This is a genomic window from Nostoc sp. ChiSLP03a, from assembly GCF_034531215.2.
GTDB lineage: Bacteria > Cyanobacteriota > Cyanobacteriia > Cyanobacteriales > Nostocaceae > Nostoc.
Genome location: NZ_JAVRBQ020000100.1, coordinates 1 through 21,559 on the forward strand (window position 1 = coordinate 1; position 21,559 = coordinate 21,559).

Here is a 21,559-nt window from a genome sequence, read left to right on the forward strand (position 1 = left end):
GGAGCGCCACTAGAAATAGTTAAAGATTATATTAAAGAGCAATCAGGCGGGAAAGAATGATTGTCTACTGCGCTCCACTCCGTAGACCGCTATCCATCCCCACCGTACAGACGGATGGGGTTTTCCGCGAATCCAGATAAAAACAACAATAATTTTACGTAAAAAAGCTGGGTTTTTTAAATAAAAAATACATTCGCAAACAAAATCTAGCGATCGCACCCCAAAACACCCCAAATTTCAGAAATGCGATCGCACCTCAAAGTTACTAATTTATAGAAGTACTAAAAGATAGTGCAGATGCTTCCAGTAGATGCGGATGGTGACTTTGCCAAAAACTCAAAATCTCTTCGCCAACCTGTTGAGGATAAAAATAGTGAAAAAAATGATACCCTTCTGGGCATTCCCAGAGTTTATCTTCTGGCTTGAACCAATTTAACCAATCATGCAATGCAGGTGGATTGACTACTGGATCGCTCTTGCTACCACATACCATCATTGGCATAGAAACTCCACCTTTGGGTAAATAAACCAACTTAAATAAAGAGTGTGACGTGGGAGATTGTTCTAAATCTTTATCTAAGGCAGCTACTAACTTTTTAGTGGTATGAGGTGGTTGATTGCCAAATAGACTGCGAACGCTACTTGCTAGAATTAGTTCACGGCTGATGCTAAAAAGTTGTCGTTGAAAGTAATAGTGAGCTTGCCAATTGTTTGCAGGTTGAGCTGCTACAGATAGCAGAGTGAGCGATCGCACTTTTTGCGGAAATCGCCGCGCAAAGGTTAAAGCGATCGCACCACCCATAGCATGACCTGCTAAATGCACGGGGCCGCGGCATTCTAAAAATTCATACAGTAAATCTACAGCTTGATCTATGGAACTGGCTTCATCTTTAGTTTGCTGATATTCCCATTGGGCAACATTTATATAACTAGATAAATATTCAAGTAATGGTTTATCAAAACGCTGCAAAGCTGGACTGGCACTTAACCATAAAATATCAAATGAATCAGACATAAATACCTAGAACTTCTAAATTAAATTATCAGTTTCAACAAAGGCGTACAGTTAGCTGTACGCCCTAAATCTCTACAAACCAAATTCTGTCTTCAACTGAGCAACCCAAGTTTTAATTCGCTCGTCTGTTAAATCAGATTGACTACCTTCATCAAGTGCCAATCCGACAAACTTGCCATTTCTCAAAGCTTTAGAATTCTCAAAGTCATATCCCTCAGTTGGCCAATAACCAACAGTTTTACCACCCCGTTGGGAAATTTTTTCTTCCAGAATTCCGATTGCATCTTGGAAGTTATCGGCATAGCCATATTGGTCTCCATCACCAAAATAGGCAACTAGCTTTCCACTAAAATCTATTTCATCTAGATCGGAGAAAAAGCCTTCCCAATCGCTCTGAAGTTGACCAATATCCCAAGTAGGAGAGCCAATAATCAGCAAGTCATATTCATCAAAAGTGCTACTATCCGCCTCGTAAATGGGATGTAATGTCACAACATCATCACCAAACTCATCCCGAATTTTTTCAGCATCAGATTCAGTGTTACCAGTTTGAGTACCGTAAAACAAACCAATTTTTTTTGACATATTGACACCTGAGAAATAAATAGTTGTGTGCCCTGCTGGAAAGTCGCCCTGAGAGGTTGGTTAATCTGCCCATCAAGGCATCGACTCCAGTGTTTGAACAGCCACGCAAGTCAAAAGCGTTATCTTTTCAGAAAGTTTGCCAATAGCTGAAATACATCACTTGCTTAATGAGTATTAATCTCAATAATCCTGAAGATATACTACCAGACTAATTGAGAGTATTTTTCATTTAGATAAGTAAACTTTTGTTAAGTATTTCAGGAAACAAACCGAAAACTAGACGAGGCAGCAAGAATTCTCATACCTTAATTGGTCAAAAACTTCGCACTTACTCGAATAGGAGTATTGAGATGAACGCCTGAACAAAAGAGTTTAGACAAAAAGTGATACAAGACTCGATCTTGCAGAAGTTATGCGATCTTGTCCTTTGGCTGCTCTAAATACGGTAACTCAATCAAGTTGCCGTATTTTTATATTAAGAGTGAATAACGCACTCTGCAAGAAGATAGTTTAAATCGCTATAAAATATCGATAACCCTTGTTGTAGAGACACGATTTATCGCGTCTTACGATATCCTCACAAAATATCCCTGAAAATTACTGGTTTCAAAAATCACTTCGGTAAAGGAGGCTAAAGGGAGTAAGTTTTTTGTGCATTTATGAAATTAATCCAAATACTAAAACTAGCTGTAATTCCTGTTTTGACTGTATTGAGCTTTGTGTCTACATCGAATACAGCACTAGCTGACTATTTAACTAGTCAGGGGTCAGGAGGTAATTACCGTTACGAATTATGGTCTACCGATGATAATAGTCATTACTATTTGAAAGTTTGGTCATCTGAAGCAAATCTAAACAGCGATCCATACGACACAACTACAACATTCCCCTCTAGTAGGGAAGCTTTAATTTATTTTGATTGCAATTACGCTGGTACAAATTTACCAGAATGTTCTCAATGAAGATTTAGAACCCCTCTCAAAGCATTTTGGGAGGGGTAGCTATAGCAATGTATCCCTGCGGCGAAGCAAGCTACAATCCAATCTACAAATTTTCTTAACCGAGTAGGTTTTCAGTTGCATCCAAACGAAAACCGCATAATTCTTAGTTTGTAATTTGTAATTAAAAAATTCAATTACGAATTACGAATTACGAACTTGTACTGAGTTTCGACTACGCTCAACTACCGCGTAGCCGAAGTATTACGAATTACAAATTACACTTCGGCGGGTTGATATTCTTGTTGTCTTTCCACAAAAGTCTGAACGCGCGTGCGGTAGTTTCTCACAGTCTCATCTACCCATTCGCGATCGTTGCTATTTGCATACAAATGCACCAGTGGTTCGCTGGCATCTGGTAAAACTAACAGCCAACTGTCATCGTAGGGTTGACAAATTTTTACTCCATCGATGAGTTCTAGATTTTGCGCTGGGTGAGTTTCTACCAAGTAACGCATCAAAGCACCCTTAGCTGTCCACGGGCAACGGACTGTATAACTTTTGTGAATTACACGGGGCAATTCTGACCGCGCCGCAGCAAGCGATCGCTCCTGTATAGTTAACATCTCAATTATCTTGGCAATGCAGAACATGGAATCAAATCCTGGATGCAGTTGCGGGAAAATAAAACCAGTATCTCCACTACCTCCTAATACCACATTCTGGTTTTTCTGGCAAGCCTCCATTAAAGCTGTAGGGTTGGCTTTAGTGCGAATCACTCTACCATCATGGCGACGGGCGACTTGTTCAATAGCACTAGAAGCATGAACTGGTACAACTACTGTTCCTCTGGGGTTAGCAGTTAATATCATGTCTACCATCAGTGCTGTTAACATTTCCCCACGAATTGGGTAGCCGGATTCATCAACTAAAATTAGCTGTTCTCCATTAGCGGATACTTGCACGCCAAAGTTAGCTTTCAATGCTTCCACTACATGACCTAACTGAGTTAGCAATCCTTCGCGATCGGTGATTGACATTGCCGTTTTATTGACACTAGCATTCAATACCACTGCATCAGCGCCAAATTTATCCAACATTTGGGGTAAAACTGCCCCTGATACTGCATAAACATAGTCAATCACCACTTTTGCGCGGCTATTACGGAGTGTATGAACATGCAATAATTTCTCAAAAGCAGTACAGTAGCGCTCCATGACTTGGCTAGGATAAGATACATCGCCAATTTCATGAATTAGCGCCCGCCGCATATCTTCCTTAAAGTAAGCCCCTTCAATTTTCTTTTCCAGGGCTTTGGTGATATTAATGCCCTTGGCATCCATAAATTCAATCAGAATGTAATCAGGGCGATCGGGGTGTACCCGGACGTGGATACCACCAGCTACCGACATTGTGGGTATAACTGTACGGGCGATGGGGATAGCTGTGGCATCGAGGTTTTGAATATCAACACCTACTGACATTAAACCTGCAATTAGCGATCGCGTCACCATTCGAGAAATATTACGCTGGTCGCGGGAAACCGTTACTTTAGAACCAGGTTTCAAAGTAGAACCGTAAGCAGATCCCAATTTCACAGCGAATTCTGGGGTGATGTCGATATTAGCTAATCCTTGGACACCGCGTTGCCCAAATAAATTGCGTTGAGCGATGTTTCCCCAAATCAAGTTAATGTTTAAAACTGCCCCTGACTCAATCTTTTTACTGGGCCAAACACGCACGCCTGGGCTAATTTGGGCTTCTTCTCCCACCGTAGAAAGCGAACCTACAACCGCAGCTTCTAATACCTGAGCGCGGCGGTCTACACGAGCGCCACGGCAAATCACACAGGCAGAAAGAGCTGCTTCATCGCCAATGAATGCTCCATTCCAGACTATGGGACGTTTAAGATTAGCATCAGCGCCAATAGTGACATTATCCCCAATTACGGTTCCTGCCTCAATCTGTACCCTTGCCCCAATGCGGCAATTATCACCAATCACTACTGGAGTTTCAATCACGGCCGTATGATCGATGTAAGTATTTTGGCCTACCCATAAATCATGAGAAACTTCTTTGTAGGCATAATCTAGTTGCACTTTTCGATCTAACGCGTCATACTGAGCCTCGCGATAAGCATCTAAGTGACCAACATCACACCAGTAACCTTGAGCAATGTAACCATACATTGGCTCATCTTTTTCTAGTAGTAAGGGGAATAAGTCTTTGGAAAAGTCAGATTCAACGTTTGCTGACAGATATTCCAAAACTTCTGGTTCGAGAATATAAGTACCAGTGTTAACGGTATCAGAAAAAATTTCACTACTAGAGGGTTTTTCTAAAAATCGCCGAATCCGTGTTTCTTCATCAGTAATCACCACTCCAAATTCAATCGGGTTGGGAACCCTGGTTAAAATCAAAGTAGCTTTTGACTGTTTTTGTTTGTGATATGCGATCGCTGCCGTCAGGTCAAAATCTGTTATGCTATCACCGCTAATAACTAAAAAAGTTTCATCAAGAAGTTCGGCAATGTTTTTCACACAGCCAGCTGTACCCAAAGGCTGATCTTCTTCGACAGCATAAGTCATCTGGACGCCAAAATCGCTGCCATCTTGAAAATAATCTCGCAAGACATCAGGTAAATAATGCAATGTCGCAATAACTTCTGTAATTTGATGTCGTTTAAGGAGATTGATAATATGTTCGGCAATTGGTCGATTTAGAATCGGCACCATCGGTTTCGGCAGATCGCAAGTTAAGGGGCGAAGCCGTGTTCCCGAACCCCCTGCCATCAATACTGCACGCATAAATCCTCCTTAGCTAGTTATAGCTTTCGCTACTTGAAAACGTGTCAGATATATTTTGTTTTTCTTTCTCTAGTCTCCTATGGATATTGATATTTGAGGAACTTCCACAAGATGCATATAGATTGGGGATTGGGGATTGGGGATTGGGAAGAAACTTGTTCAATATTTCTCCCTATTAGCTTTCTCATCCCCTTAGTCCCTAGTCCCTAGTCCCCAGTCCCCAGTCCCCAGTCCCCAACTTATTGACAATGATAAAGTTCATATTCGTAGCCGTCTACGCTTGGTAAAGATTGAGTATCAGACGTAACACACGTTTTCACGGTTTCTGCTATGGGTGCGTGAAAGTTTACCAGCCACAGATCAAAAGGTCGTGGTAGTTTTTTTAAAGTATTTTCCAGAGCAATGGTGGAAGCATTCGGATCTCGATCTTGATGAGCAAGGAGAAACAGAGGATTTTGAAGTGAATTTGCAAGTTTAATCTCCCTAGCTACTCCCATCATTTCCCCAGTGTGTACATAAGTTTTGTGGGTGGTGGCAATCAGTACTGGTGTTGGGGATGTTTGTTGAATTAGTTGCACAAACAGGTCAGGACGATAATATTTTTGATAGCCGAGATTGCAGACTACTGTAACTGCACTGAAAAATCCCATTAACCAAATTAACATCACGGCTTTTTTTCCGTTTATTCCCCATTTACCTATGCTTGTTATCCCATTTTTCCCTGGCTCTGTTTCCATCTGGGGAGGATGCCAACAAACTGCGAGACTTGCACCTAGTAAAACCACGATCGCCGGAAAGTAAACAAAGTTATATCTAGCACCTCTGGTGAGGTCAATACCCAAAAAGTAAGTAAAGATAAAGAATATTGCGATCGCACTGATAACGACTCCAGCAAGTACCTGAATCATCATCCGGCTTTCTGAGTGCTGTAGTTGAATTTTAATCCCACGCAGCAAAATTGGTACTGCCCAAATAAAGAAAGTTAGCATCACTATTCCAGAAGGAATCACAACCAAAGCTTGAGAAGATTCAACTGGTAATAGGGAAATCATGGCAATCAATGTTCCTAAAGCTTGAAAAATTGGGCTTAACCACTCTAGTCCAACGCGTGAACCTCGAATCCACTCGGTCAAAGCACCACGATTTTCATTCTCTAACATGGTTGGTATCCAAATTAAACCCGCTACACAAGTACCGATGACAACGGCGTAGATGCGCCGCCAAGGAGGAGAGAAGAAAAGAGAAAATTTGCTGCTATTTTGCAATTGAAGCCAAGCCAGAAAAATCAAAACTACGACTTCTGTGCAAAGGGTAATGCTGAAAAAATAATGAGTAGCAATACCTAAAGCATTAATTCCGATCCAGAAAAGTGCTACCCATATAGGTAAAGATGTGCGGTTTTGAATATGACGTGTGGCAATTACTAAGCAGGTGAGAGAACCAATTACCCATAAGATTGCCAAAGTGTAATGACGCGCTTCTTGTGCTAAAAATACGCCATAAGGTGATACTGCCATCATCGCAGCAGTCAAGTGTCCCACTAATGACGAACGAAACGCTACTCTACCTAATACGTAAACACACGGAATGGAGACAGCACCGAATATAGCTGGTAGCAATCGCGCCCCAAACAGCGATATTAATCCTCCATCGCTGTTAAATAACTTCATCCACAGATAAGCCAGCACAAAATACAGTGGTGGATGATTATCTTGTGTGGCTAAGTTATGAATGACATCACCAATAGTTGCAGCTGGGTTTAGTTGCAGTGGTTGTAATAGGATATCAGGTGCGATCGCTCGATCGAGGGGAACTGATATAAAAGTATTCCCCAAGCTAAACACCAAGGTGGCAAACTCATCAGTCCAAGGAGGCTTTGCAGTCAAGTTGATTAGGCGCAAGCTGATGCCGACAATCGACCATATTAAGATCGCCAAGAGATGAACCCAGAAAGGAGGAAGGCGATGCCAATTATGCCAATGCTTGCGTTGTGAGCCAGAGTTTTTATCTACCAAAGGTAGGAAATGTATAGCAGATGCAGGTAGCAACGAGATAATTTGTTTGTAAAAATAAAATGCACCTTGGAAAAGAACTCTCATTGCTGGGCCTCACAGTCATGGATTTGTAGATTTGACGTTTGAGATTTAAGTTCGTTCGTTCTAAAATCTAAAAACAAAAATCTAAAGCTCAAATCCCTCGTTGTGATTATTTCACGTCTGTGACGCGCCAGCTAAGTTTCAAATTAACCCAGAAATTCCAAATGGTAGCAACTGCGATCGCAATGAAGTTGGCAATATAACGGTTATGAATAAGAAAATTGAATATTAAATTTAATATCAGTACGTTCAATACCAGTCCAGCAAGGCAAATGGCGTTGAATTTCATAAACCGCTTCAGGCGTTGCTGCCATTCTTGCTGTCTGGCGCTGACATCAGCAAATGTCCAAGCGTCATTCCAGAAGAAATTATTTAAAATGGCAATTTCACCCGCAATAATTTTGCTACGCGTCAGTGGCCAAGCCAAGGTAGTTGGATCGCTGAGTAAGTAAAGTATTGCCATATCCACAAATACCCCACTAAAGCCAACCAACCCAAACCGGAGGAATCGACCAACTGGGAAATTGACTTTTCTTTGCAATCGTCCTACTTTCCCTGTGGAAAGCCGCAATCGCACTAAATGGTGGATGTAATCTATATATTGCTTCCATGTCACCTTACTCTCGCCCTCTTTGCGTTCGCAAAAAACATACCCAACTTCGGCAACTTGGTCTACTTTTCCCCGGCCAATTACTTCTAGGAGAATTTTATATCCAACTGGATTGAGTGTTACACCTGCGATCGCACTCCGACGCACCATAAAATAACCACTCATCGGGTCAGAAACTCTGCCCAATACCCCCGGTAAAATTACCAAGCCTAACAACTGAGCGCCACGAGACAAGAAACGCCTAACAACACTCCAGCTACTAACACCGCCTCCTTCTACATGACGGCTAGCTACTGCCAAATCTGCTCCTTGCTCAATATTAGCCAACAGTTGTATTAGTACCTCTGGTGGATGCTGCAAATCTCCATCAATCACTCCCAACACACTACCTGTCGCTGCTTGCCATCCACGAATCACTGCTGAGGATAGCCCCCGTTCCTGTTGGCGTCGCATCACTCGCAACTGGGGGTATTCTGTCGTCAAAGATTGCGCTATCTCCCAGGTTCGGTCTGGGCTATCATCATCTACTACTATTAGTTCATACTTTTCTGCAATAGATTCATCCAGTAATTGACTCAATATGCTGACTACATTTTTGATGTTGTCACGCTCTTTATAAGTAGGAATTACTAGAGAAAGATGAATAGAATTATCATCTGTACCCACGGGGTTGGGGGGCAACTCTGAAATCTTTAGCGGGCCGGTTGATACTGTTAACAACGAGTTCGATGAGTTTGTTTTCATATTCCAAATTGCAAAACGAGGGTGTGTAAAGTCCGTGGAAAATAGAATCAAACATCTGGTGCCTTTATTGACTGAACCTAGTTACTCAAAAGTTGAGGAATCCTTTTGTTACAGTTAGTTGCCCTAAAAGTTTAGTAATTTCCGCACTTCGATTCCCAGTATTTTCCTAAATTCATCTAAGTTTTACATCTTACCCCTTATTTTTATGATATTATACGAAGAATTACGTATTTTTAGCAAAACCTCATGTACTTTTAAGTAAACTAAGTCAGCAAATATACAGTTTATTCAGCATATCTTTATAATTATTTAATGAGACTACAGGGAATATTAATTTAGTATGGAGTATCAGAAATTTTGTTAATGTGCTTATACATTATGATTTTTACAGCAAGGTAAAAATAAAGTGCAAATGTTGATTACATAAGCCTGTTACCCCCGTAAAAACTTATTTGTTGATGCAATAAGGAATTAATTAAACACTACAAAACAAAAAAAATCAAAACATTTTTCTTGGAGAAATAGTTACAGCTATTTCTTCACTGTTAAGAGCAGCTATAAATTCCTGTTTGATTTTTGAAAAAACGAACTACTCCATAAGGTAAGAGGTAGCTAAAGTTTCTTTATTATCTCTTTTTCGGAGTAATTTGATCGACAAAATGAGACGAGATAAGTACAGTCCCATTCTGTCAACGTTTAGCAATATAAAAAATCAGTTTAACAAAAATTAATATGTTACTAAATAAGTATACTATTTAGTAGAGACTCGATTGAAAATATGTCAAAAGTAACATTATAAAATCCCCCAGTAGGGCATTGCAAAAAAGAGAAAAATTTTGTTTGTTATTAAAATGATGGCGTAGTTTTATTGCTTGTTTTGAATAAATGAACCTCTAAAAATACAGGGTAGATCATGCATATTCCTGATGGATTTGTTTCTATTCCAGTGGCCGGGGCTACTGGTTTAGCGAGTGTGGCAGCGTTATTTGTTGCCTTCGGGCGATCGCAAGAGGCTTTTGGTATTCGTCGTGCCCCGATATTGGGATTAACCACCGCCTTTATTTTTGCTGCCCAGATGATCAATTTTCCAGTAGCAGGAGGTACTAGTGGTCACTTGTTAGGGGGAACCTTAGCTGCGATCGTTTTGGGCAGTCCTTGGGCTGGAACGTTGTGTATCGCTACAGTTTTAATTATTCAATCCGTGTTATTTGCTGATGGTGGCATTACAGCCTTGGGAGCAAACATTTTTAACATGGCAGTAGTTGGGGTTTGGGTTGGCTGGGTTTTAACCGAAACCTTGCAACGGCTGTTTGGGGGGTCTAAAGGGCGCTTACCCTTGGCTGCTGGGATCGCCGCTGGTGTGAGTGTAGTGGTAGCTGCGATCGCTTGTGCCATTGAATTAGCCCTTTCTGGAACTGCACCGATAGCGATAGTTTTACCAGCCATGACTGGCGTGCATATTTTGATTGGCATTGGCGAAGGAATGATTACCGGGGGTGTGCTGACTTATCTGGCCAGAGCCAGACCAGATTTGTTACCAGGCGAACAGCACGAGTTTCGTGGCTGGTCAGTGCCTATTGTCACCATTTTTTTGATTGCGGGAGTGCTGTCACTCTTTGCCTCAGCATGGCCCGATGGTTTGGAGAAAGTTGCCGAAAATACAGGTTTCATTAACTTAGCCGAGAAAGTACGGATAATTGTGCCGACTCCCTTAGCTGACTATGGAATTGAGGGTTTAGGGCCAATTGGCACTAGTATCGCTGGGCTGGTGGGAGCTGCGGTTTGCTTTGCTGTTGCCTTTGGAATTGCCAAGGTAGTGAAACCGAATAATGCTTAAACTTTCCTTACCGCTACGCTTACAACTGTCTCTAGCGATCGTGGTGGGAGCAGCTTTATTAAAGCATCATGCCTGGTATGGACTAAGTGTATATGGCGCGATCGCACTTTTATGGGCTTGCTTCTTGCGCGTACCAATTCGCCAATTGGGAGGATTACTCGGCACAGAATTGATTTTTTTGTCATTGCTAGCATTGCCCTTGGGATGGGAACGAGCCAGTTTTTTGCTAGTTCGTTCGCTGGTTTGTCTGGTGACGATGAATAGTTTTTTGTTAACCTTACCGCCCCACAGTTTCGGCATTGCCCTGAAAAGCTTACCAGTACCAGCACCTTTAAAGGAAAACTTGTTATTAGCTGGGCAATATATGGAAATTTTGCTCTCAGAAGTAACGCGGATGCGGCGCAGCGCTCAACTACGCGGTTTGAATGGAACTACGGGATGGTTGCGCTATGCCAGTGCAGCCATGATTGGAGCTTTGTATCTCCGTAGTTTAGATCGAGCAGAGCGAGTCTATGCGGCAATGGTAGCTCGTGGTTACAACGGACAATTACCCATAGATTCTACCCTCAGACCAAAAGAACGTTTTGCCTTATTACTAACTTGGGCGATCGCTGCTAGTGTAACTCTAACTTCTTACAAGATTTAACCCACTCCCCAGTACAGACGCGACTAATCGCGTCTGTCACTAAAACGCGATTAATCGCGTCTCTACTCCCTTACATATTGAGTTTGTAAATTTTGAAATCATTAACTTCTAATCCCCATGCAGCTGTAGTCGAGGTTAAGAACCTGGTGTATGCATATTCCCACCAGGAGCCAGTATTACAGGAAATATCTTTTACCTTGAACAAAGGCGATCGCGTTGCATTGATGGGAGCAACAGGTTCTGGAAAAAGTACCTTGTTGGAGAACTTAATCGGCTTAAAACAACCGCAAACAGGAAAAATTACCATTAATGGCATTCCCGTAGAACCGCAAACTTTACCCCAAGTGCGTCGTCAAATAGGCTTTAGCTTCCAAGATGCCAACGACCAACTATTTATGCCCACTATCTTGGAAGATGTTACCTTTGGGCCGCGTAACTATGGGATATCACCAGCAGAAGCAAGCGATCGCGCCCGCCAGTTATTAGCTGATTTTGGTCTAGAAGCCTACGCTAATCGTTCCGCCCACGAACTTTCTGGTGGACAAAGACGCCTAGCCGCCCTGGCCTCAATTTTAGCCCTAGAACCAACAATTCTAATTTTGGATGAGCCAACTAACGGTCTCGATCCAGCATGGCGTCGTCATTTGGGGCAAGTATTATTAAAGTTACCTGTGCAAGCGATTTTAATTGCTTCCCACGATCTAAATTGGTTAAGCAGAGTTACTCAACGCGCTTTGGTACTATCTGGTGGTCGTATTCAAATAGACAGCGATATTCAACCACTGTTACAAGATGGTGCTACTTTAGACCAGTTGGGTTTGCCGATAGATTGGTGATTTGGGCATTGGGCATTGGGCATTGGGTATTGGGAAAGAGGAGGCAGAAGTTCAAAAATGTTTGAATTTTGAATTTTGAATTTTGAATTTTGAATTGATTTCTCCCCCTGCCTCTTGTGCCCAATTCTCTCATTTCCCCGTAATATTGGATACTATATTGTGGGTTGAATTGCTGTTGGGGTGTTAATGTCTGTTTTACATAAATATACTGTTCTTGCTCCTGTGAGCCTAAGTATTGCTTTGTTAGTTGCTAGTTGCAGTGACAATAAAGTTTCCCAGTGCCAGCGACTGATTCGAGTTGTGAATGCTGGAACTTCTCTAATTGATAAAAATAAAGGAACACAAGTGATAACTAGCATACAGTTATCTAAAGATTTAGACTTTGTGACTAAATCCATTGGAGAACTGAAGTTAAAAGATCCGAAGCTGAAAGAATTTCAAAGCGGTTTTGTGAAGATTTTTCAAAATCTTAGCCAAGCGATCGCCAAAGCAGGTAAAGCGCTTGGTGTAACCAAGACAGCACAAGCCTCAGAATCTGGAAGAGTAAAAATCCAAAAGGCTAGAGCTGAAATTGATTCAGCACTGACAACAGCTACAACTCTTGGCAAACAGTCAGATACATTAGTGAATCAAATGAATAAGTATTGTAGCGAGCCAGAATAATCTATCTGGGGCATTGGGCATTGGGCAGAGAGGAGAAACTTACTGCAACTTCTCCTCTGCTTTTTCATTCTCCCACTGAGACAGCGATAGCTCTTAGAAGCACAGTAACTTTTATCACTTTTTTTTCAAAAAAATTCCTGATATACACCAACTTTCTCTGTCAAAAGAAGTATTGGTGCAAGTCAAATGAAATACCAGGATTGATATGAGTCTACTGATGGCGAGTGTAGTGGCAACAGCGCCAATATCTGCGCTCAATTTACCAGAACAGTCCGTAATTCTGCCAGAAAACCCGGTGCAGCAGTCAACACAGGATAATTTATCTCAAGTTGTCTCACCTGCTGAAATTACACCACCTGAATTCGTGCAACCAGATATAACCACCTCGTCAGCAATAAAAAATAAGTACGAGAATATACTTAGAAAAAGTAGAGACAAAATTCAATTTATCAGTTCACCTAACTTACTTAAATTAAAAGATACTCAACCTGTAACAGAAGTTGTACAGAACCAGGAAAGTACAGAAGAATTTTCCCAATCTCTTCATCCTCCAGACTCAGACAACCCAATGTCTCAAGTCACCTCAGTATCGCAACTCCAGGACGTGCAACCCTCCGATTGGGCTTTTGCTGCTTTGCAGTCTTTAGTAGAACGCTATGGCTGCATTGCGGGATACCCTGATGGGACTTATTTGGGGAATCGTAGCATCAGCCGTTATGAATTTGCGGCTGGTTTAAATGCTTGTTTGGAGAAGATTAACGATGCGATGCCTGCAACGGGCTACGCCTATGCTAACAATAAAATTAATACTGTTAATAATGAAGATTTAATCTTGCTGCAAAGATTGCAAGGCGAGTTCAAAGCAGAGTTGCAGCAATTACAGCAGCGTATCGAGGTTGTGGAAAAGCAGACTAGTGAATTACAAGGAAATCGGTTTTCCACAACTACTAGGTTATTTGGTCAAGCAATTTTTAGCGTGCAAGGAACCAATAGCCCCGACGTGGATTTGTTTCCGAGAGATGGAGTACCTGAACGCCAGGGAAAAACCAATCTAACTTTCACAAGTAGCGCCCAACTAACTTTAGCAACTTCATTTACAGGGCGAGATTTGCTGTTAACAGGGCTGTCTGCGGGTAATTTGGGTTCTAATGCATCGTTGTTATCTACCAATATGGGGCGGTTGGGATTCGAGTCAAATACAGACAACAATCTAGTTATTAGTGACTTATCTTATCGATTTCTCGCCTCGCATAACTTGGGAATTGTCGTCGGTACGGCCGGAGTCAACCCGATTAACACCTTTCGCGGTATTAGCCCTTTAGAAGGTTCTAGCGATGGTGCAATTTCTCTATTTGGTCAGCGGAACCCAATTTTAAGTATTGGTAACGGCAGTGGTGGTATAGGCTTTGACTGGCAAATTAGCGATCGCATCAGTTTGCAAGGCGTTTATAGTGCCGAAATACCCAATTTTGCTGGCGACACCAAGCAGGGCGGACTATTTGGTGGTAGATATACTGCTGGCGCTCAGTTAAGTTTAGCACCCACAAACAATATCGATGTCGGCGTACATTATCTCTATTCCCACTCCCCAGATGGCTTACTGGGAGGTGGTATTGGCGATTCCCAACTGATTTCACCTTTTGCAGCTCCTACAGCTTTTGATACCCAAGCCATTGGCGCTACTGTTGCTTGGCGAATTAACCCTAACCTGCAATTGGGTGGTTGGGGTGGTTTTACTACCTCCAAGCCATTTAAACTTTCGGGAAGTGTAGAAACTACCAACTGGATGGTATTCGCAGCTTTTCCTAATTTGTTTCGTCCTGGGAATTTAGGGGGCGTTCTCGTTGGACAACCGCCCAAAATTACTTCCAGTACTTTACCCGACGGCTTCAATTTTCCCAACTTTTCTAATGGGGGGACAGCAGGTGGACGTAGTGACACATCAATTCACGTAGAAGTTTTTTACCGCGCCCAACTCAGCGACAATATCGCCTTGACTCCAGGCTTATTCGTTATTTTCAATCCTGATCACAATCCTGCTAACGATGCATTAATCGTTGGGACATTAAGAGCAAGTTTCCGGTTTTAATTTTGTACTGACGTAAAAGTAATAAAATACGCTATTTAACTACTGATTAATCCCGTATTAGATATTTTCACGATCCATTAGGAGCAAGGAAAAGTCATGCGTAAACATACGCGTATTTTTTTTGTATGTGATTAAAGGAGCCAATTTTTCATGAAATTAAATTCATCAGTTCATTTGGGTTGTTTTCTTGTTAGCAGTAATTTAGCCGCAGTCTTTATCAGTTTAAGTGGAACAAATGCTTCTGCTCAAATCACAATTCAAAGCACTGGTACATTATCGGGTACTATCCAACTTCCGAGAAATAATCCCAATTTCAATCAAAGCACTACTCGCATTGATACAGACGACACGGGAACTTACTCGCGGAACTTAGGTACTAAGAACAATCCTAATTATGTTCCTATATACAAGTCAGACTATGTGCAGGTACAAACACGCTCTGATGGTAGTCTGCATTATTTTGTTGACTTTAAAGGCATTCCGATTGTCTCCTTTAATGGCGTTCTCACTTCGCCGATTCTCTCTGGCGGTGAGTTGACACCCTATAAATACCAGGGACAATTGGCAGGAACCACATTTCAAGGAGTAGTTCAGGATGAATTTAATCTCACCAAAGCCTTATACACTGGTATTGTCACCGATCCAAACACTGGAAACCAGTATCAGGGCACTTTTGAAGTGAGTGGATATGGAGTGCGATATAGCGATCGCAATGGTAGCGCCACCCCCACAGTCTTTGATTTCAAATCCGATCTCCCAGGTTCGCCAAAGGTGACATCTTTGGAAATGACTAACGCACCTCTGGCAAGAATACAAATCAAAGTACCTGCAACTGCAACTCTCATAACTCCTACACCAACTACTGGTAACGGTAGTAGTACACCCACTCCCCCACCAGTAAGTAGCGGTGGTAGTACACCCACTCCCCCGCCAGTAATTAGTGGTGGTAGTACACCCATTCCCCCATCAGTAATCGATGGTAGTGCGATCGCCCCTACACCTGTAGTTAGTGATGGTAGTGCGATCGCTCCTGCACCTGTAGTTAGTGGTGGAAACACATTCACTGTTACGCCAATGGTTGATGGCGGTAACACATTCACTGTTACACCAATAGTTGATAGTGGCGCTTCCTCGACACCTATAACGTACACATCTGGATCGAATTCACCATCAATTTCTACTACACCTAATATGGAATTGAGCAATGGTAATTCCCTAGAAGTGAATCAAGTAGTTGTCAACCCTGCAACCCTTGCTCAAGCCGCTTGTTCGCAAGATTCTACTAAGAGTTGTACAATGCCCACTTTAGCAAAACAAGCGATCGGCCCTCGTAGTCGAGTGCTACTGCGTTAGTTAGAAACTTTTCAATAAAAAATATTCAACTACTTCTTGTGGGGTGTGCGTCTCGTCATTACCAGCGCTATTAACCGCGATTCTATCTCTTCCCTCGTTGGCGCTGGCACTATCACCCGATGACGAAAGTCTGAATTTCCTGCTTTTTTAGGTGGTTTACTCATAGTTTTTTCAACACCCTTGTGTTGAATTTAAGCATTGAGTTATCCCTACTTGACAAGACTCTAAGTTTTTTAACTTGACACCAATGGCAAGATGCCCGCTCCACAGGAGTTAATTGGATATTTTTTTATTTGGAAGTTCTTTAACCCAAGTTGCTAGTTATCAAAAAATACGATTATCACCCAGTCAATTTAAGGCTTTGAGCAATTAACACTGTTTTAACCTATATGACTACGGCTATAACTAGCAACTTACGTTAATTACCTAGCCTGTTTCTCGCCTTTGGCGAGTACTACGAATTAAGAATTACTTACGCACTTGACCGCTAAACCCCGCAGCCTTGAACTGTTTTAGCTTCAACGGAGTAGGCTGATTCGCAGGTACAGAAATTCTCAATTCAAAATCGCTAATACCTGGTGGCACCTCAGTAATAGAACCTAAGCGAGTGCGGTTTTGCATCACCGAGTCATTATTAGCATCATAGATGCGTCCAAAAATATCTGCGTCGTATACTGTTTTATTAGTGCCATTTTCTGCTTTGCCAACGACAAGAAAACAATTGGCAGCAGCGCTACCACTACTGATAACAGCCCCTTGTGCTAGTTCTGGTGGACAATCTTTATAGGAAACATCAAATAGTTTAATCTGTGTCAGGGCTTCAGCTGGGGGAATAATCACCCACGATAGAAAAGTAATGAGACATGAAATCAAAACGACCGTGAGTGAACGCAACCGCATAAAAGACCCCGTGAGTTAATTTAGCAAACAATATTTAACTTACAACCTCAGCTTACCTGAATTTAACTACAGGGTGATTGGAGACTTGAATTTAACATTTGTAATAATTAAGAGAATAAGCCCTCAATTGCTATGAAATTATGACTCCAGATGAGATTGAAGTAGCTATGTTCGCAGCCTTTAATGATTGTGATGCAGCAAGCTGTCCTCTCACTGACACGCAGAAACAGATATTATTGCAAGTGGTTGAGCAAATTCAGGGAAATTCTACCTCTGGGAAGTCAAATATTGCTAATCCTTTAGACGAACTTACCCCAGAGGAGTTAGAAGCATTTTTACAATTTGTTAAGGAGGAAGAACAACGCAACTGCACTTGGAAAGTGCAATTACTCAACGACTGGTTGCTGGAAAATGACTCTGGAACGGTACAATTTATTCGCCAACGCTATGGTTTACAGTGGTTGAATCGGGTTGAGTCATATCATTTTGACAAGTATTCTTATTTTGAGGATGCACTGAAGTTAAGAGTAGGCGATCGCATTGAAATTTCCAATGCACTATGGGAATGGGTGCAAGAAGATGGGCCTTGTAAGCGGGAATGGTTTCCCTGTATGGTGATTAAGGTTAAGGAAACTAGCAATAGCGATGATTCCTCTACTAATTGCGTCGTCCGCTTCTTCAATGGCGCTGAGTATGAAATTCAAGGTATGTATGAATGGAATCGCTACAATTGGCGCTGGCCTCAAAAGGAGTAAGGAGTGCTGAGTTTTTAATACTTGTGAGTGAGTCTGCGAATCAAATCATGGCCTGAACAATGCCCAAGCCAAAAACCTCTCAGTATAATACAACGCTAATTGATTGCTTACACCGTTGAAAACAGCATCAAAAGCGTGTTCTGCCCAAGGAATTTCTAGAAAAACCGCAGTGTTGCCAGAGTCATGTAAACGTTCGTACATCTGTCTGCCAAATCGCGCTTGCACCAAATGGTCGCGACTGCCGTAAATTAATAAAGTTGGCGGTAAAGGGTGCGTTAGGTAATTTATCGGTGAAGCAATTTGATACTGATTAGGCAATTCTTCTAAAGAACCACCAAGAAATGCTTTTAAAACAGCGCGGGTATTTATCGGATCGGGATTTGGTGGTGTTTTATATCCTTCAGTTAAGTTAACAGGCCCGTAATAGTTCACCACAGCACGAATGGGTGGTGCATCGGGTTGATAAGCCGCTAGCATTGCTAGATGTGCGCCAGCAGAACGTCCTAAAAGTATCATACGTTCTGAATCGGCTTCATATTCAGCTGCATGTTTGCGAATAAAATTTAGGGCTGTACGCACATCATCTAACTGAGATGGAAACTGATATTTAGGTGCGTGTCGATAGTCGATCGCAAATACCGTATATCCATGATTAGCAATATATTGATTAAACTCAGAATTGGCATGAGTATTGCCATATTGCCACGCTCCACCATAAATTACTACCACTGCTGGATATTTCCCTACCTCTGGGGGTTGATAAACTTCCATTTTTAAAGGCATTCCCCCAGGAGAAGCAAAGAGAATATCTTTTTGATGACGCGTTTTCCCTAATCTAATACCCCGAAAGAAATTAACTAAGTCAAAGGAATGGGTTTGCATATTAGCCCTTACTTTGACTGGAATTTGCTCTAGATAATTTGCTCCCAGCCCTTGTTTCATCGCTTTAGCCATCTGCATTTGAGTTGGTGGAATATTTACTAGCACCCATCCACAAATTAGGAATCCGATGAAACTGAAAATGCAAACTAAACGTTGTAGTTGACAGCGACGGATATAGAATAAAGACAGCAATAAAAAGAGCAAATTTAATAAAAATAACCAAGGACTGACTTCTGGCGCTCCCACTGCAAGGGTGAGTAAAAACATATTTGGAGCCGGAAGAATAATCCCAGAACTAAGAAATAGAGTTGCAAAACTGAGTAATAATGCAAGCGATGATAAAAATGTTTTGGGTTTAAAAAACATAGATTAAAATGCGGTAGTAATGACTTCAAAGAAGTACAATTTATCCGCTATTACTAGGGTGTGTCATAAATTAAGCCAGATGACAGAAGCAGCCAGATAAATATAAATAGCACCTAGAAAGTTGGTTGCCCGTTTATCATAGCGAGTTGCGTAGGCATCGCCCGGTACTGTTTGAGTTTAGCAAAGAAGTTTTCAATTAAATAACGAGCTTTGTACAAGTCCAAGTCGTAATCACGAGGATTCCTGCGGTTGCACTTGAGCGGAATCATGACAGTTATTGCCTTGGGCTTGCAGGGGTTCAATCACGCGCTTATCAGCATCGTATCCTTTGTCTGCCAGCACCAAACAATATCTTGTTGGCATCAAGTCATTAACAAAATTTAACCTATCTGTGGATAGATAGTAATAGTTTGAATAAAAGTATATTTTCAGTAACGAAAGATACAGAAATTTATAAAAGATATGGCTGACATTGTTGATACTGCTGTTAATGCTGGTTCCTTTAATACCTTAGTAGCAGCAGTACAAGCTGCTGGTTTAGTGGATACCCTCAAGGGCGCTGGCCCATTTACGGTCTTTGCACCAACTGACGAAGCATTTTCTAAGCTACATGAAGGGACAGTAGACTCGCTGCTTGCTGACGTTCCACTACTGACAAGAATCTTAACTTATCATGTTGTTTCAGGGAAAGTGTTGTCAGCAGATGTGGTCAATTTAGACTCTGCTCCAACCGTTGAAGGAAGTAGCATCAAAATTGATGCATCTAATGGTGCTGTGAAAATCAATAATGCGACAGTTATTACACCAGATGTGGAAGCTGATAACGGTGTGATTCATGTGATTGACACAGTATTAATTCCTGAACCTGCATAAACACTTGTTTCAATAGCTAATTTGTATTTCGATTTTGTAGGACAGCGATTATATTTAATTGCTGTCCTACAAATTTTTAGATGCAGTGTAGAGCAGGGGTAAGTGTTGGGCTTCGTTAACCATGTCGGTGAATTTAGTTTTAACGTGAGAATATGTGACAAAGACGGGAGCATCATAACCTATTGTTTTTGACAAATACTTGGTGGACTCAAAAAATTTGAATGTATAGACGCACATTTCATTCGCCAAGAGAAGCTTTGAGACTTAGAGGATGTTTGAAAAGTTTTCTTCTCGGTAACAAAACGTTCTAGATCCCCCTAAATCCCCCTTAAAAAGGGGGACTTTGATTCCGGTTCCCCCCTTTTTAAGGAGGGGGGATCGGTTAGTGCCTAAAATCACAGCCAACCACTTTTCAAACAACCTCTTAGCTTGTGTATTTCACTAACTTGAAATCCTCTGTATGTTGTGAATTACGGTGACAGCATAAGTTATTGCTGTTGTATCTGTTTTTGTACCCAAAGACGAAAAGCTTTGAGGGTTGCATTTCTACCTGCTGTTCTACTTTGCTCTAGATATTGAGGAATGATTTCAATTAGTGAGAATAGAGGAAAATTTAGGCTTTGTTGAGATTCTATATAATGTCCGTCTTGCAAAACATTAATTTTGAGCTTTCCTCGATCAAAACGCCAAAGTTCTGGCACTTTTAGCGCTTCATAAATATTAGGATGAGTGCGAGAATTAATATCAATTTCTAGAGCTAAATCTGGAGGAGGATCTACTGCTAAATCTAGCCGCTTTTTGCCGCGAATCTTAGATTCATTTTTTATATAAAAACACTGGTCGGGTTCTATACCTTGAGCCATTGCTTGGTTTTTGAAAGTAGTAGAACCAAGGCTGATGAATTCAGTACTCAACTCTTCTAGAAGCGCTTTGACTAAATCACCAATAATTTCTTTGTCATATTCATGTTCTGGCAGTGGTGCCATAATCTCCAGTATTCCCCTATCATAAGCAATTCGTGCTGCCCGGTGTTCCCCTAAATCTTCTAGAATTGTTTCCAATTCCTGCCAGGTTACATCTCGTAGTAGCACTCTTTGTCCTGGTGGAACATGGATGCGCTTTAATTCCAACAACATCATCTCCACTCCCGATAGTTGAAACCTAAATTCAGCTTACTCTAGTTAACCTGATAGGGGCGACAATTTTTGCTGCTTTTTAGAAGTGTATGCTGGAGCGATCGCTTCTACGATCAATAGAGAAAAACCTCTGGAGTTCCCAGAGGTTTTGGTTCCTGATTTAGTTTCTACTTGTTACTCCAATTTGTTTTTAGTCATTTCCTGATAATGGAGAAAATTATTTTAAAAACAAGATCCCCGATTTCTTAGACAGTCGGGGATCTGAGCTTTGCGATTTTATTTGGATATTAACCCAAGTTGCGGGTTATCAAGCTGTGGGTACTTTGCACTTGAATAGTCGTGCGCTCGTTCAGGACGAAGTGGCGGTTGCACGTCGCGCAACCGCCACCTCAATTAACTCAAAAATACAGATACTGAATTAGATTAAA

Annotated in this window: 18 protein-coding genes; 9 read left to right on the plus strand and 9 right to left on the minus strand. The window is 41.6% G+C overall.

The features are described from left to right. Window positions 1–265: 265 nt before the first annotated feature. Together RMY32_RS16435 and fldA are read right to left on the minus strand one after the other, a co-directional pair. Entirely contained in the window at window positions 266–1,015 is a 750-nt protein-coding gene (locus tag RMY32_RS16435) for an alpha/beta fold hydrolase (RefSeq protein ID WP_322708575.1), read from the minus strand. A 72-nt stretch (window positions 1,016–1,087) separates the two neighbouring features. Continuing rightward, window positions 1,088–1,600 carry a flavodoxin FldA gene (gene fldA / locus RMY32_RS16440; protein WP_322696145.1) on the minus strand — a complete coding sequence of 171 codons (513 nt, stop codon included), beginning with the start codon at window positions 1,598–1,600 and terminating at the stop codon, window positions 1,088–1,090. A gap of 659 nt (window positions 1,601–2,259) precedes the next feature. Here fldA and RMY32_RS16445 point away from each other — a divergent pair. Beyond that, window positions 2,260–2,562 (plus strand): hypothetical protein, encoded by a 303-nt coding sequence (locus RMY32_RS16445; protein ID WP_322708576.1) that lies wholly within the window; start codon window positions 2,260–2,262, stop codon window positions 2,560–2,562. A gap of 254 nt (window positions 2,563–2,816) precedes the next feature. On the opposite strand, the gene RMY32_RS16450 is transcribed toward RMY32_RS16445, so the two are convergent. The 3 genes from RMY32_RS16450 to RMY32_RS16460 form a co-directional block, all read right to left on the minus strand. Next, window positions 2,817–5,345: a mannose-1-phosphate guanyltransferase gene (locus tag RMY32_RS16450; RefSeq protein ID WP_322708577.1), complete on the minus strand. Its 2,529-nt coding sequence runs from the start codon at window positions 5,343–5,345 to the stop codon at window positions 2,817–2,819. Between the two features lie 239 nt (window positions 5,346–5,584). Then, the gene (locus tag RMY32_RS16455; RefSeq protein ID WP_322708578.1) at window positions 5,585–7,444 is read right to left on the minus strand and encodes a glycosyltransferase; all 1,860 of its coding nucleotides are present in this window, start codon (window positions 7,442–7,444) and stop codon (window positions 5,585–5,587) included. A gap of 106 nt (window positions 7,445–7,550) precedes the next feature. After that, complete coding sequence (locus RMY32_RS16460; RefSeq protein WP_322708579.1) at window positions 7,551–8,795, minus strand: glycosyltransferase; 1,245 nt, start codon at window positions 8,793–8,795, stop codon at window positions 7,551–7,553. A gap of 913 nt (window positions 8,796–9,708) precedes the next feature. On the opposite strand from RMY32_RS16460, the gene RMY32_RS16465 reads away from it, so the two are divergent. From RMY32_RS16465 to RMY32_RS16490, 6 genes are all read left to right on the plus strand, one after another. Beyond that, entirely contained in the window at window positions 9,709–10,632 is a 924-nt protein-coding gene (locus tag RMY32_RS16465) for an energy-coupling factor ABC transporter permease (RefSeq protein WP_322708580.1), read from the plus strand. Continuing rightward, window positions 10,625–11,278 (plus strand): energy-coupling factor transporter transmembrane protein EcfT, encoded by a 654-nt coding sequence (locus RMY32_RS16470; RefSeq protein WP_322708581.1) that lies wholly within the window; start codon window positions 10,625–10,627, stop codon window positions 11,276–11,278. Before RMY32_RS16465 ends, RMY32_RS16470 begins: the two co-directional genes overlap by 8 nt. A 92-nt stretch (window positions 11,279–11,370) precedes the next feature. Then, on the plus strand, window positions 11,371–12,114 hold the full coding sequence (locus RMY32_RS16475; RefSeq protein WP_322708582.1) for an ABC transporter ATP-binding protein: 744 nt from the start codon (window positions 11,371–11,373) through the stop codon (window positions 12,112–12,114). Between the two features lie 186 nt (window positions 12,115–12,300). Beyond that, complete coding sequence (locus tag RMY32_RS16480) at window positions 12,301–12,777, plus strand: hypothetical protein (protein ID WP_322708583.1); 477 nt, start codon at window positions 12,301–12,303, stop codon at window positions 12,775–12,777. Between the two features lie 205 nt (window positions 12,778–12,982). Next, on the plus strand, window positions 12,983–14,866 hold the full coding sequence (locus tag RMY32_RS16485) for an iron uptake porin (protein ID WP_322708584.1): 1,884 nt from the start codon (window positions 12,983–12,985) through the stop codon (window positions 14,864–14,866). Between the two features lie 150 nt (window positions 14,867–15,016). Continuing rightward, window positions 15,017–16,219: a hypothetical protein gene (locus RMY32_RS16490; protein WP_322708585.1), complete on the plus strand. Its 1,203-nt coding sequence runs from the start codon at window positions 15,017–15,019 to the stop codon at window positions 16,217–16,219. A gap of 468 nt (window positions 16,220–16,687) precedes the next feature. On the opposite strand, the gene RMY32_RS16495 is transcribed toward RMY32_RS16490, so the two are convergent. Further along, the gene (locus RMY32_RS16495) at window positions 16,688–17,119 is read right to left on the minus strand and encodes a biotin carboxylase (protein WP_322708587.1); all 432 of its coding nucleotides are present in this window, start codon (window positions 17,117–17,119) and stop codon (window positions 16,688–16,690) included. Window positions 17,120–17,259: 140 nt separating this feature from the next. Between RMY32_RS16495 and RMY32_RS16500 the strand changes: the two genes are divergently transcribed. After that, window positions 17,260–17,874, plus strand: a complete 615-nt coding sequence (locus tag RMY32_RS16500; protein ID WP_322708588.1) for a hypothetical protein — start codon at window positions 17,260–17,262, stop codon at window positions 17,872–17,874. Window positions 17,875–17,919: 45 nt separating this feature from the next. Here RMY32_RS16500 and RMY32_RS16505 read toward each other — a convergent pair whose 3' ends face one another. Continuing rightward, window positions 17,920–19,122: an alpha/beta hydrolase gene (locus RMY32_RS16505; RefSeq protein WP_322708589.1), complete on the minus strand. Its 1,203-nt coding sequence runs from the start codon at window positions 19,120–19,122 to the stop codon at window positions 17,920–17,922. A 231-nt stretch (window positions 19,123–19,353) separates the two neighbouring features. Beyond that, window positions 19,354–19,485 (minus strand): hypothetical protein, encoded by a 132-nt coding sequence (locus RMY32_RS16510; protein ID WP_409883215.1) that lies wholly within the window; start codon window positions 19,483–19,485, stop codon window positions 19,354–19,356. Between the two features lie 99 nt (window positions 19,486–19,584). On the opposite strand from RMY32_RS16510, the gene RMY32_RS16515 reads away from it, so the two are divergent. Beyond that, window positions 19,585–19,995, plus strand: coding sequence for a fasciclin domain-containing protein (locus tag RMY32_RS16515; RefSeq protein ID WP_322681567.1), 411 nt, complete (start codon window positions 19,585–19,587; stop codon window positions 19,993–19,995). 488 nt (window positions 19,996–20,483) lie between these two features. Here RMY32_RS16515 and RMY32_RS16520 read toward each other — a convergent pair whose 3' ends face one another. Next, window positions 20,484–21,131, minus strand: a complete 648-nt coding sequence (locus RMY32_RS16520) for a Uma2 family endonuclease (RefSeq protein ID WP_322708590.1) — start codon at window positions 21,129–21,131, stop codon at window positions 20,484–20,486. Window positions 21,132–21,559 lie beyond the last annotated feature (428 nt).

Bases quoted from the DNA above. Each gene is read 5' to 3' on its own strand.
- fldA (WP_322696145.1), bottom strand. From the start codon at position 1,600: ATGTCAAAAAAAATTGGTTTGTTTTACGGTACTCAAACTGGTAACACT.
- RMY32_RS16485 (WP_322708584.1), top strand. From the start codon at position 12,983: ATGAGTCTACTGATGGCGAGTGTAGTGGCAACAGCGCCAATATCTGCG.
- RMY32_RS16510 (WP_409883215.1), bottom strand. From the start codon at position 19,485: ATGCCAACAAGATATTGTTTGGTGCTGGCAGACAAAGGATACGATGCT.
- RMY32_RS16470 (WP_322708581.1), top strand. From the start codon at position 10,625: ATGCTTAAACTTTCCTTACCGCTACGCTTACAACTGTCTCTAGCGATC.
- RMY32_RS16515 (WP_322681567.1), top strand. From the start codon at position 19,585: ATGGCTGACATTGTTGATACTGCTGTTAATGCTGGTTCCTTTAATACC.
- RMY32_RS16460 (WP_322708579.1), bottom strand. From the start codon at position 8,795: ATGAAAACAAACTCATCGAACTCGTTGTTAACAGTATCAACCGGCCCG.
- RMY32_RS16450 (WP_322708577.1), bottom strand. From the start codon at position 5,345: ATGCGTGCAGTATTGATGGCAGGGGGTTCGGGAACACGGCTTCGCCCC.
- RMY32_RS16495 (WP_322708587.1), bottom strand. From the start codon at position 17,119: ATGCGGTTGCGTTCACTCACGGTCGTTTTGATTTCATGTCTCATTACT.
- RMY32_RS16465 (WP_322708580.1), top strand. From the start codon at position 9,709: ATGCATATTCCTGATGGATTTGTTTCTATTCCAGTGGCCGGGGCTACT.
- RMY32_RS16435 (WP_322708575.1), bottom strand. From the start codon at position 1,015: ATGTCTGATTCATTTGATATTTTATGGTTAAGTGCCAGTCCAGCTTTG.
- RMY32_RS16490 (WP_322708585.1), top strand. From the start codon at position 15,017: ATGAAATTAAATTCATCAGTTCATTTGGGTTGTTTTCTTGTTAGCAGT.
- RMY32_RS16455 (WP_322708578.1), bottom strand. From the start codon at position 7,444: ATGAGAGTTCTTTTCCAAGGTGCATTTTATTTTTACAAACAAATTATC.
- RMY32_RS16445 (WP_322708576.1), top strand. From the start codon at position 2,260: ATGAAATTAATCCAAATACTAAAACTAGCTGTAATTCCTGTTTTGACT.
- RMY32_RS16480 (WP_322708583.1), top strand. From the start codon at position 12,301: ATGTCTGTTTTACATAAATATACTGTTCTTGCTCCTGTGAGCCTAAGT.
- RMY32_RS16520 (WP_322708590.1), bottom strand. From the start codon at position 21,131: ATGTTGTTGGAATTAAAGCGCATCCATGTTCCACCAGGACAAAGAGTG.
- RMY32_RS16505 (WP_322708589.1), bottom strand. From the start codon at position 19,122: ATGTTTTTTAAACCCAAAACATTTTTATCATCGCTTGCATTATTACTC.
- RMY32_RS16500 (WP_322708588.1), top strand. From the start codon at position 17,260: ATGACTCCAGATGAGATTGAAGTAGCTATGTTCGCAGCCTTTAATGAT.